The 11,167-nt window shown below is 58.9% G+C and carries 11 protein-coding genes and 2 pseudogenes; 9 read left to right on the forward strand and 4 right to left on the reverse strand.

The features are described 5' to 3' along the window. Positions 1–483: 483 nt before the first annotated feature. Positions 484–684 (reverse strand): hypothetical protein, encoded by a 201-nt coding sequence (locus V1289_RS41170; protein WP_334404990.1) that lies wholly within the window; start codon positions 682–684, stop codon positions 484–486. A gap of 197 nt (positions 685–881) precedes the next feature. On the opposite strand from V1289_RS41170, the gene V1289_RS41175 reads away from it, so the two are divergent. After that, positions 882–1,034, forward strand: coding sequence for a hypothetical protein (locus tag V1289_RS41175; protein ID WP_334404991.1), 153 nt, complete (start codon positions 882–884; stop codon positions 1,032–1,034). A gap of 424 nt (positions 1,035–1,458) precedes the next feature. Here V1289_RS41175 and V1289_RS41180 read toward each other — a convergent pair. After that, a pseudogene (locus V1289_RS41180) lies at positions 1,459–2,226 on the reverse strand (IS256 family transposase); the annotation flags it as partial. A 580-nt stretch (positions 2,227–2,806) separates the two neighbouring features. On the opposite strand from V1289_RS41180, the gene V1289_RS41185 reads away from it, so the two are divergent. From V1289_RS41185 to V1289_RS41215, 7 genes and pseudogenes are all read left to right on the forward strand, one after another. Continuing rightward, a complete protein-coding gene (locus tag V1289_RS41185) occupies positions 2,807–2,971 on the forward strand; it encodes a Flp family type IVb pilin (protein WP_334404993.1) in 165 nt (54 codons plus the stop codon). Positions 2,972–3,262: 291 nt separating this feature from the next. Then, positions 3,263–3,860, forward strand: a pseudogene (locus V1289_RS41190) (IS5 family transposase); the annotation flags it as partial. Between the two features lie 651 nt (positions 3,861–4,511). Next, on the forward strand, positions 4,512–5,156 hold the full coding sequence (locus V1289_RS41195) for a site-2 protease family protein (RefSeq protein WP_334404995.1): 645 nt from the start codon (positions 4,512–4,514) through the stop codon (positions 5,154–5,156). Between the two features lie 256 nt (positions 5,157–5,412). Further along, entirely contained in the window at positions 5,413–6,669 is a 1,257-nt protein-coding gene (locus V1289_RS41200) for a TadE/TadG family type IV pilus assembly protein (RefSeq protein ID WP_334404997.1), read from the forward strand. 15 nt (positions 6,670–6,684) lie between these two features. Next, a complete protein-coding gene (locus V1289_RS41205) occupies positions 6,685–7,188 on the forward strand; it encodes a TadE/TadG family type IV pilus assembly protein (protein ID WP_334404999.1) in 504 nt (167 codons plus the stop codon). Continuing rightward, positions 7,185–7,577, forward strand: a complete 393-nt coding sequence (locus tag V1289_RS41210) for a TadE/TadG family type IV pilus assembly protein (protein WP_334405001.1) — start codon at positions 7,185–7,187, stop codon at positions 7,575–7,577. Before V1289_RS41205 ends, V1289_RS41210 begins: the two co-directional genes overlap by 4 nt. Before the next feature lie 567 nt (positions 7,578–8,144). After that, a complete protein-coding gene (locus V1289_RS41215; protein ID WP_334405003.1) occupies positions 8,145–8,582 on the forward strand; it encodes a hypothetical protein in 438 nt (145 codons plus the stop codon). Here V1289_RS41215 and V1289_RS41220 read toward each other — a convergent pair. Beyond that, positions 8,536–9,774, reverse strand: coding sequence for a hypothetical protein (locus V1289_RS41220; RefSeq protein WP_334405005.1), 1,239 nt, complete (start codon positions 9,772–9,774; stop codon positions 8,536–8,538). The two genes, V1289_RS41215 and V1289_RS41220, sit on opposite strands and share 47 nt — an antisense overlap. Before the next feature lie 198 nt (positions 9,775–9,972). Here V1289_RS41220 and V1289_RS41225 point away from each other — a divergent pair, with 198 nt between their 5' ends. Further along, on the forward strand, positions 9,973–10,230 hold the full coding sequence (locus V1289_RS41225; RefSeq protein ID WP_334405007.1) for a hypothetical protein: 258 nt from the start codon (positions 9,973–9,975) through the stop codon (positions 10,228–10,230). 71 nt (positions 10,231–10,301) lie between these two features. On the opposite strand, the gene V1289_RS41230 is transcribed toward V1289_RS41225, so the two are convergent. Beyond that, complete coding sequence (locus tag V1289_RS41230) at positions 10,302–10,727, reverse strand: hypothetical protein (RefSeq protein WP_334405009.1); 426 nt, start codon at positions 10,725–10,727, stop codon at positions 10,302–10,304. Between the last annotated feature and the right edge of the window lie 440 nt (positions 10,728–11,167).

Below are 11,167 nucleotides of genomic sequence, written 5' to 3' on the forward strand. Positions count from 1 at the left end.
AAGGGCTGGTCGATCTGATCTTGCCGGCTGGATGCAGGTAGGATGCAGGTATGTTACTGTGCGATCACGAATTCGCCTGCGTCTCATAATACTTACGGCCGTCTCAAAACGCTTATAAAGTGGGGGTCCGGTTTTCAAATCGCTTACGAAAGCGGCGTGGGGACGTTCCCTGATTTGCGCGTCGGTTTCCAGTTCTGCCCTGTCCTCGTCGTCGCAATATGCCGACATCGACTAGGCAAGCGCCTGAGTGATTAATGTTCGCGGGTTAGCTGGCTGGCTTTATGTGGGCAGCTTGCGGCAGATCGGCGCTCAAGCGCGCCAGGTTTCGGAGTTACAGATTCGCGGACGATCACTTGGGCGTTGATTTGCACGCCTCCAAAATGGCGTCACGACTTTATTGCTCACCCGATAGCGGGCAAAAGCCGTCGGCCGTAAGCACGAAGCTCTGGTCCTCGGCGACCCACAGGATCTCCTCGCCGAACGTCATGTCGGCCCGCTCGGATGTGACCTTCGCAGAACGCCGGGGTCGGTGATCGACGCGCCGGAGCCTTCCTCCACCGCCACTGGTGAACCGACGACCTGCTCGATCTCCTCCCGGCTAGGCCGCCAGCCGGTCTGCAGGCGCTCGAGCACGCGCTGGGTGGTCTGATCGATCGGGCTCACGGCGTGATCTCTCCGTCGCATTCGCAAGATCCCGGGCCGCTGGAAACCGCCCGCGGCTTCGATCAGGCGGTCCAGCAGTTGGAGGCGTGGGGCCTCCTGGAGGTCGCTGAGGCGACGCAGGAAGAGGAGATGGCGGCGTCAGCACGAGATCGATCAACGAAGTCCCAGCGCTACTTCGCGAGAAAGGGCTCGCTGGCGCGGCTGCGGAGTGGGAGCTGATGCAGGAGGTTCAGGCATTCTACGCCAACAATGAGGACCGCTTGCCGAAGGAGCAGGCGGAGCCGTCCGGCAACATCCCGACCGAGGTCGGTATGAAGGCTCGCCAGCACCGCACCGCCTTCCAGCGCCGCGCGGATGCTGGGCGGAATTGAAGGTTCGTGCCGACGTCTTCGATGAGATCGCCGCGTTCACCGTCGCCGGCAGGAAGTTCGCTCACGCGTCCGCAGAGGGTATTTGCGTCCGTGCTCCATGAGGAATCTGTGTGCTTCCACCGCGCCACGAAAGCGGACCTGATCCCGCACGTGCAGGCCTGGATCGCAGACGGCCGACCGGAGCCGGTCGGCGACTACGTCGATTAGGCAGCAGAGGAGGAAGGGATGACAGACGCTGAAGCGCTAGCGATATTGTCCTGGCCGGGACCTGAAGAGACGCGGCCGACACAGGTGCAACTCCTCCGCGCACGCGTAGATGTGGCGCAGCTCCTCCAATCCGATTGCCATACTCGGCGCCGCCGGGTTTGACGGCGGATCGGTACCATTGGCTCGGTGATTTTCGCCTGGGTTTGCATCGGCCGGTTCATCGCGTCGATCCCGGAAAACGTGGGCCGAACTGAATGGCGAACTGGCCCATGGCGGCGGTCCACTCGACACCCCGTCGCCAACGCAAGCCGGTATTCCTGACGGCGAGGTAAAGCAGCTTCAACGCCGCATCGTCGTTTGGAAAGCTGCCACGGGTCTTGATGATCTTGCGCAAGCTGCGGTGCAAAGCTTCGACCGCGTTGGTGGTGTAGATCATCTTGCGGACGCCGGGGGCGAATGCGAAGAACGGAACGACGTGCTCCCAGGCGCGGCGCCAGGCCTGGCCGATCGCCGGGTAGCGATTGCCCCATTCGTCTTCGAACTCATCGAGCCGGAGCAGCGCCATGTCGGCATTCTCGGCCCGGTAGATCGCCTTGATGGCAGGCAGGATCGCCTTGCGATCCTTCCAGGACACGAACGCCAGGCTGTTGCGGATCAGGTGTACGATGCAGGTCTGCGGATACACCGAGGCGATCGCCTCGGGAAAAGCCTTCAGCCCATCGACCACCGCGATCAGGATGTCGTTGACGCCGCGCGTCTTCAGTTCGGTGATGACCTTGAGCCAGAATTTGGCGCCTTCGGTCTGCTCGATCCACAGGCCCAGAACCTCTTTCTCGCCGTCCGGATTGAGCGCCAGCGCGACATAGACGGCCTTGTTCTTGACCATGCCCTCATCGCGAATCTTGACCCGCAGGGCGTCGAAAAACACCACCGGATAGACCGGGTCGAGCGGACGAGTTTGCCACTCCCGTACTTCGTCGAGAACAGCGCCGATCAAAGGGACTGGCTGTGATCGCCCACTCTCCGTATACGGCCAAAGAAACCCTAAGCATGGACGCAGGAATCGGCGTCCTTACAAACGACGCTACCCCCAGTGTCAGAAAGTACCTTCTGAATTGCGTGACCAACGGGGCCGCAGCCCAGTTTGGTTGATCGCCAATGCGGAAGATCAATATCACAACGGGTCGTCGCCGCTCTTCGGATTCAAAACTCAAGTTGTCGCCGTCCTGCGGAAAAGGAAAAGAAACAACCCGTCGACGACGAGGAAGCTGCAATCGTCCGTTTGATTTTCACACTTTACTTACGTAATTACCCGGGAAATGGGGTCGCGCAACAACCCTGCTTCCGCTGGGAGTTCGACGCGCCACGAGGAATTCGGCTTTGAAATCCGTGATTTGGGTTATTCCCGGCGCCGTTTCGTTCAAACTTGAGGAGTATTGTCGTTTGAATATCCGGAAAAGTTACGCGTCGTCCGTTTAAACAACCTTAGATGTTGTTCCGTATTTTATTGACGGAACTTTGAGTACCCTTTGTTCCGAGGGATCAAAATGAGGGCAGGACCGAACATGAAGACGCTTATCTTAAGATTTATTAAGGAAGAATCCGGCGCCACCGCTATCGAATACGGGCTGATTGCGGCCGGTATTGCGATTGCCATCATCACCGCCGTGCAGGGTGTTGGCACCCAACTCAGCGCGAATTTCACCACGATCAGCACCTCGCTGAAATAATCGAACAACCCGCGGCCTTCTCAGGACCGGACAGCGCGTCGCCCGGTCTTTTTTTATGATGAGGGCCGGCGCCAAACCGGCCGAATGCGTCGCTGAAGAACGGCCCGAGGTCGAAAGCCGTCACCGTCCCTCCAGTCGATGGCGGCTTCTTGTTAGAAGCCAAAAAGAAGGCAAAGTGAAATGACCCAATCGTCTCGACAAGCGCCACCATCGCGGCCCGCACCACTACCTACTCGGCCAGAGGAACCGGCCCGCCAGCCAGAGCCCACCAGACGGTGACAGCTTGCCTCATCGGGCATTTTCCGGCGCTTCAGCCGATGGAGCATCAAGGGTGTCTGGTGGTGGATCTTCGAGGCGATGTCCGATGATCCGGACTTCGAATATCTGATCGTCGATTCCACCATCGTCCGGGCGCATCAGCACGCCGCCGGGGCGAAAAAAGGGGGTCTGAAGATCAGGCGCTCGGCCGCTCGCGCGGCGGCCTGAGATACAGATGGCTGTCCGCGGCTTGGGATGCCCTGTGCGGTTTACCATCACGGCAGGCCAGAAGGGCGATGCACTGCAACCCGCCACTTTGATCGAGGGGCTACCCGCCGAGGTCGTCATGGCCGATACGGCTTATGACGCCGATCACTTGCGCCAGGCCATCGCCGCCAAGGGGGCATTCGCCGTCATTCCCAACAACCCGTCACGCGCACTCAAATATCCGCTCGACAAGCATCTATATGCCGAGCGCCATCTCGTGGAATGCTGCTTCTCAAGGCTCAAGCAGTTCCGACGCATCGCAACCCGCTTCGAAAAAACGGCACGAAATTATCGCGCCGTCGTCACTCTCGCAGCTATCGTCCTATGGCTGCGGCAAGTGTCCACACTACCTAGCACTTGCTAGTTTGATCCTTCATGCCCAGGTTTCCTGAATGACCTTGGATCTCAAACGCCTTCGTGCCGACGCTTCGAAACTGCAGACGAGCGCTCTAAGACACGGTCAAACCGTGAAACCACAGGAACGACGAAAGCGATCCGGGACGCTTTACCGGAAATCTACAAACTGCGCGAGCATCGGCGTCAGGGCATGCCGTCCGGTCGAACATCCATGCCGGAACTTCCAGCCAACGTTCTGCTTGGGACCCACCCAACGTGCAGCGAAAGACGACATCGTCAGCCTTCTCGATGGTCTCATGAACGCAAACTCGGCGACCAAACCAAGGATGATGCCGATAAAGAACCTCGCGAAGAACGGTCCTGTGGGCGTTCTCAAACGTTGTTGTACGATCCGCGGCGGCGTCATTCCACCATCGGCTATCTCAGCCCGATGGAGTTCGGAAAACTGGCGCAGTTAGCTTAGAATGGTGTGCACCAAGAAGGCAGCAGTTCAAGCTTGCCTAACGAACGGAATTGGCAAGCATCGCTATCACAAGAGTTACCAACAGCGCTCAGCCAATGCAACTGCAGGCCCGTGGAGTCTCCGATTGACGAATTATTCACCACGGAACGATACGCTCTTTGGATATCATACTGCTAAAGTTCGAATTGTACGGACATGGATCCTAATACTTACATCGTAATTATCGCAACCCTATATGGGCTTATCAGCCTGTTCGCGGGGATTGCCGTTCACGAATTGGGACATTTTTTAGCCGCCCGGTTTTTGGGCATTGAAGTGTCGGGTGTCAGCGTAGGCTTTGGACCGGAAATAGTTGGTTTCACTGATCGTTACGGAGTTCGCTGGAAATTGGCGCCGCTGCCCGTTGGTGGCGCGTGCAGCTTTCGAGAACGACCGCGCGGAAAAGGGGATAGAGAGAATAAATTGCGGACCTTACGCGAAGCATCGCTCGCGGATCGCGCGATAGTGCTTGTCTGTGGACCTGCATCTAACTTGTGTTTTGCAGGCCTGATTTGGCTCATTATTTTCTTTCACACGAGCATCCTTCCGTTTATGCCCGAGGAGGAGGCCGTGTTCGGCCTCCCGGCATTCCTTCTTCAGCTTTCCTGCGCTATAGCGTTCTTCAATTTGCTACCCATTCCACCCTTGGATGGTGGTTATTTGGTACTTATTGCATTTGAAAAATTGCGGGGCCGGGCGGTTTCCAACGAAAAACAGCTGATCAGAGCCGGGGCTTGGGTGATTGCTGTCCTCACAATCGTGACGTCTGTTCTGCTCTTCGCAGAAATCGCGAGCTTATGACACCCCGAGCTTTTTTCGAAGCAGCCTGAAACACAAAAAGGTTTAAATGCTCGGATAGGTCTTGGATAACGAGGGTTTACTTAGCTAGTGCGATTTTCTCCCGCTGTTTAAAGGAAGGTTTAAGCGCTGGCCTGATACTATCGCTCTTCAACTAATGCAGTTAGGTGCAGCTATGACGTTGAGCGGTTGGAAGTACTGTCGCACCCGGATGGGAAACGTCTCTCAATTCTCTGGTCGCATTGCCGTGGACGGTCGAGTGCGCCGGTTGCTCCAGCACTTTCTACACGATCAGTCAGGCAGCTACGTCCTCGTCGTCGCTTTGATGATGCCCGTACTCCTCGGGAGCGCCGGTCTTGGCACTGAGGCCGTTTGGTGGCTCTACAAACACAAGAACATGCAGAGCGCGGCGGATTCGGGGGCGGTGAGCGCGGCAACCGCCGGAACCAACCTGACCAACCAAGCCAACTCGGTGACCGCGTCCTACGGCTACGCGAACGGGGTGAAAAACGTCACCGTCACTGTCAACCAGCCGCCGACTATCGGCAACTTTACCAAGAACAGTGGGGCCGTCGAGGTCATCGTCAGCCAGCCGCAACCGCGCCTGCTGTCGGCCCTGTTCGGCACTGGTGATGTTCCCATCACGGCGCGGGCGGTGGCGCTCAGCAATCCCGGAACGGATTGCGTGCTCGCCCTGAACCGCACGGCCAGTTCGGCCGTGAATATGAGCGGCAGCAATACGCTCAATCTGGCCGGCTGCAATGTCGTTAGCGACTCCAACGCCTCTCCCTCGCTGAGCGTTGGTGGCAGCGCAACGGTTACCGTCAATCAGGCTCTGGCGGTCGGCACCATCTCCGGCACCATCACAGCAACGAATGGCATTCGGACCGGCATACAGCCGGTGCTAGATCCGTATGGGCCTCCTCCTGCGACGCCGAGCCCATGCGACAGCAAGAATTACACCTTCAACCCCAGCGGGAAAAACCCCGCGCTCAGCCCGGGGGACTGCTATGCCGGTTCCATCACGGTCAATGGCGGAGCGACGCTCGACCTGACTCCCGGTATCTACTACCTGTACGGCAACAAGGGCGGGCTGTCGGTTCAAGGCGGCGCAACCGTCATATGTAGCACCTGCACTGGTGGCCAAGGCGTGACCTTCGTTTTTACCGGCTCGAGCAAAGACGGCTGGGCCAGCGCCACGATCGCCAGCAGCGCCAATGTTAATTTGACGGCTCCGAACTCCGGGCCGACCAAAGGCATCGTGTTTTATGGCGACCGCAACATGGCGGTCGGCACGGCTTTTTCGCTGGAGGGCGGCGGCTCTCAGGTCATCACCGGCGCCATCGATTTGCCGAACGCGAGCCTGAAGTTCGCGGGCAGCAGCGGCACCAGCACGCCATGCACGCAGATCATCGCGGACACGATCCAGTTCACCGGCGCCTCGAGTGTTCAAGTCAATTGCCAAGGGGTAGGCACGAAGTCGATCGGCGTCCAAACCGCCCAGCTTGTCGAATAGATGGAGCGCTTCGAGATGACAACGACCGACGCCCCCGCGCATCGTCCTTCACGCGCCCGCAACATGTTCCGCCGTGTTTTAGCACGCGCGGCAGGCGACACCAGCGGCGTTGCTGCGGTCGAATTCGGCATCATCGTCCCTATACTGGTGCTGATGGTGGTCGCTACTGTCGACCTTGGTAAGGGCTTTTACTTCAAGATGCAGGTCGAAGATGCCGCCCAGGCTGGCGCCACATGGGCCATCAAAAATGGCTTTGATGCCAACGCGATCTCCAATGCCGTGACTAGCGCGGTGAGTGAGCCAGCGATCAGCGTGTCCCCCGCGCCCGTGCAGTTTTGTGGTTGTGCGAGCGTTTCAGGCATCAGTACGGTGACCTGTGGCACGACATGTTCGGGAGGAATTCTATCCGGAACGTATACAACTGTTTCGGCGCAGATGACCTACAACACGATCCTGCCTTATGGTTTTTTTCCAAGCACCTATAACCTCAGCTCGCAATCAACTGTGAGGCTGCAGTGAAAGTAGCTAATAAGATATGGCGGGACGAGCGCGGTGCGACAGCGCTGGAATTTGCGATACTCGCCCCGGTTTTCTTCCTACTCATCTTCGGGATTATCGCATTTGGCCTGTTGTGCTGGACCCAGGTAGGTCTGCAGCATGGTGCCGAAATGGCAGCTCGATGCGCCAGCATCAACACCACACTTTGTCCCAACGACAATTCGACTGCCATCACCAACTATGCGAGGCAGCAAGCGTTCGGCTTGAGCTTGCCAGCCTCGACCTTCACATACCCAACTCCGCGTCCGCCTTGCGGGAATCAGGTCAGAGCAACTTACACGGTCGTATTTCCAAATATACTGAACCTGAGCCCGCTGATGCTCACAGCGCAGGCATGTTTCCCGGCCTAATCGACGAGACGAAGGCCACGTGTCGAGGCGGCGCTGTTCGAGAAAGATACGCCAGCAGGAACGTAGGCGGGAGTGCTCCCTCGGGGGGAGCTTCCTCAGTCGCTCCGGGACAAGAAATCAAAACGGGCGCCCCGGGGTCTGTTGACGGAACCTGGAGCCTCCGGCTACGCGCCGGAACGGCGGTACATCGAACTTGGGGCCCGGTGCGCCGGTTCATGCTTCAGGCTTCCTCAAGTGTACCTGATGCGCGCGGCGCTGCCGTTGGCCCACCTCGACGAAGTCGATCCCGGCGGACGGTGGGGCAACCGTCCTGCCGCCTCCCTGAGGCGGATCTTCGTCAGCTGGTCACCGCAAACCTGCGACGCCAGCCCAGCGTCTGAAGGTCATCGACCGCTTCGTCCGCCAGCATTCTGCCGTCGGCTGGAAGCTGCTTCTGGCCTTAGCGCCGCGGTCCCACGACGTGTTTCAGCCTTCTAAGCCGAACTGGCGCGATACTTTACGTCGGACGAACCCGAGGCAGTGACTTGGGCCAGCGTGGCGAAAGCCTCCACTGCTATCGGAGCGCGGTTGCTCGAGCAGGTTGGCGACGACGTCGACCGCTGGTGCGCCTTGCTTGACCTTTGGGCTAATTTCGAACCGCAATGGCGAGTGGCGGCAGTCAAGCAGTTGGAGGCGTTCGCCCAGACGCTGACCAAACCCGCTGAAATCGAGAGCATGCGGGACAAGCTGCGCAAGCTTCTCCAGTACCATCGGGGCTTCAAGGACGCCCAATGGGCAATGGCCGAGGTGGACCTCGTCCCTCTGGACGCCGTGTTCGAAATCCTGCAGCCAGTGGGCGTCGAAGACCGGGTGCGCTGGCTGTTCCGGTCCGGTGCCGCTGCGCTTCGCCCGGGCATGCGGAGGGATTCGAACCCTCGATCCCATGATTATGTGGCCGGCGACATGCAGTCCGACAACGCTAATTCGGGCCCAAAACCGCATCGGCCTGGCGACTGTCTCTTCTGACAATAATGATCGCGCCATTGCGAATGGCAAATCGTGCGCCGAGTAATTTGGGGATCTTGTCGGTGAGTGGCGAGGGGAGCGGAATTGTCCCGCCGCTGACGGGATCGCCGACGTTGATTGGCGGGGCAGCAGGGGCCGAGAACGGCGCGGGTTTGATGTAGTCCCTTATGAGCTGCACCTCTTCGCGCGAAAGACCTAGCGGGGCTTGCTCGACGCGGTTGTCCGCGGAGACCCCGCCCTTGCCGGCGCCGGCCCTGGCCTGCGCTTCCTTCTGTTGGTCGTTGTCTCTCTTAGCCCGCTCGTCCGCCTCCGCCTTGGCGAGGCGCTCCTTGAGGGGCGAGAGTTCGCGCTGCAGCGTGGCGACTTCTGAACTCAGCGATCTAATCTGGGTGAGCGCGATCACCGCTCCGGCGCAGATCACGAGCACGAGCAGGGTGAGCAGCGCAATGGCTCCGCCGCTCACGTTTTCGGTCCGTTTTCCGCCTCTTATGTTGGGCGGATCCCGCTCCAGATGACGTCGCCAGACCACGCGCGCCGCCTGAAGTCTGGCAGCAATCAACTTGAAGAGACGGCCCCGCCAAGGCGGGGCACCTTTGGGCGCCTTGATGCCTGAACTAAAGCCATCTCGCGCTAGAAAGGCCGGCGCGTCCGCGGCCAGTGGTTCTGCGGGCAAGGTTGCGATTGTCGCGCCGCTCCTCGGATCGAAATCGCTGGTTTCCGGAGCAGTGGGCTGCGCGATCCTTTCGGGGAGCAATTCCGGGTCTGTGTCCTGATCGGCGACTGGCAATGCTTCTGTTGAGGCGGGATCCCGAGCTTCTGCTCCCTCGGGATTAGGGTCGACTTCTTCGCGCAATTCCAGATCGAAAATCTTCAGACGCTCTTCGGTGCCGATGAGGTCGTCGATCATTTCCAGCGATTGCGAGGTGGATGTGGGCGGAAGATCGAGTGAGGGTGCGCCTTGGACTTTGATCGCCTTCAACGCAGATCGGCCGGCCTCGGTGATTCGGAAGCGGCTTCCCTCCGGTATCACCAGCCCGGATTGAAAGATGTCGATGTCGTCGAGTGCGGAGCTATCTTCATGTTGATCCGCATCGGCAGTAAGGGCCTCGACTTCGCCTTTGAGTTCGTCGAGCGTCGCGCGGCCGTCGGGTCGCGTGGCTAGCACAGTTAGAATCGCCAGCTTGAATTGCACACTGTCCCTCGGCGATGGAGCAAGACTGTCTGATTCGGGCGCCAGGCTGACACAGGATACCGCGATCGCGGCGCAATTATACTGGCCGCGGCCCCAAAATCCGGTCAATTGAAAGCGGCCTGTGGCGCCAAAACCCTTGATAAGTAATCTACCCTTTGGCACTCTCGACCGGAACCACCTCCGTCAATCGAGGTTACCATGCAAAAATCATTGCTTGCGATCGCCGCCGCGTTTTCCTTTTTGATTGCGACCAGCGGTGGGGCCATTAGCGGGCCGTATCCGTTCGGTGACGCGCCCTACACGCTCAATTGGGGATCTTACCCACAAATTGAATCCGGTTGCTGGAAGTGGAACTGGCAGCAAGATCAGTGGAACGACTACTGCGCGGTTTACGTCCATCCCAAGGCTTACATGTATCCGCGTTCTGCGCGCGCGGTCCTGCGCACCAAGGGCTAAAGGTCCTTCAGGAACGGCCTTGTTCGCGCAAGGGCCCGCCGCCGCTGCAATGTCGATAATGTTTCGGCGGATCAAGAACGCTGAATGGTGCAGGCGACCTGGCTATGTTTTCCGAAGTTCAGCAGCGCGTTCTCCCGGAAGCCGTCCAGCCAGATCCCGCGCCCGGCATAGCGATAGCCGACGCCCATCGGAATCATTCGCACGTGCGTGGCGCCATGATGGCCGAGATGAAGCGAACCGGTAACGACCTCTCCGACAACCGACACTGCAATCGGACAAAGCGGATACTGCCGACCATTCTCGCAGGTGAAGACGATTTCGGAACAGCTTCCGACTGAACTGGGGCCCGATGTCATCAAACCAAGGTCCGCTGCTGCTGCCGGTCCCGCACACACCGAAAGTCCAAGAAAAACAGCGGCTGAAATAAACTTGCCAGTCCCATTGCGCATTGTCGCCCCCAAGAAGCTGAAAACTCGCGCCAACAGAGCAAAAATCACCTAAAACGTCAATTAGTTCCTATTCCCCCATGCCTTTCCGAGCCTTTGGGCAAAGACCTTGCTCGGCTACGAAGGATTGAGCCGCCGAGTCGCCAGAGATTGGCCATCGCCTCACGCGAAATGTGCGTCGCTCCAGGCTCGGAAATATTTGCATCATCAGGACCACATCCGGTTGGGAACCGCCGCATGGCTTGAAGGGTCGCGTCACCGGTTTAAGTCGCGGCGACAAGATCGTAGAAGCGATCGGTTGCCAACCCCTCTTTGATACCAGCCCGCTGAGCGATCGCCGGCGATAGCAAATGAACGACCGGGGAAGTTCACCGCAAAACTACGTTTGAAAATCCTCGCCTTACTCGCATTTTCAGAGCGCTCTCTGCATCCGTGATCGAGAGTGGGTGGCTCCTTTGGAGGATCAACCTTGATTCGACTGTGTTAGGTCG

It is taken from the genome of Bradyrhizobium sp. AZCC 2289, assembly GCF_036924615.1.
Lineage (GTDB): Bacteria > Pseudomonadota > Alphaproteobacteria > Rhizobiales > Xanthobacteraceae > Bradyrhizobium.

What these genes read in the sequence shown, in the direction of transcription:
- V1289_RS41170 (WP_334404990.1), bottom strand. Translation starts at nt 684, where the DNA reads ATGCGACGGAGAGATCACGCCGTGAGCCCGATCGATCAGACCACCCAG.
- V1289_RS41175 (WP_334404991.1), top strand. Translation starts at nt 882, where the DNA reads ATGCAGGAGGTTCAGGCATTCTACGCCAACAATGAGGACCGCTTGCCG.
- V1289_RS41185 (WP_334404993.1), top strand. Translation starts at nt 2,807, where the DNA reads ATGAAGACGCTTATCTTAAGATTTATTAAGGAAGAATCCGGCGCCACC.
- V1289_RS41195 (WP_334404995.1), top strand. Translation starts at nt 4,512, where the DNA reads ATGGATCCTAATACTTACATCGTAATTATCGCAACCCTATATGGGCTT.
- V1289_RS41205 (WP_334404999.1), top strand. Translation starts at nt 6,685, where the DNA reads ATGACAACGACCGACGCCCCCGCGCATCGTCCTTCACGCGCCCGCAAC.
- V1289_RS41225 (WP_334405007.1), top strand. Translation starts at nt 9,973, where the DNA reads ATGCAAAAATCATTGCTTGCGATCGCCGCCGCGTTTTCCTTTTTGATT.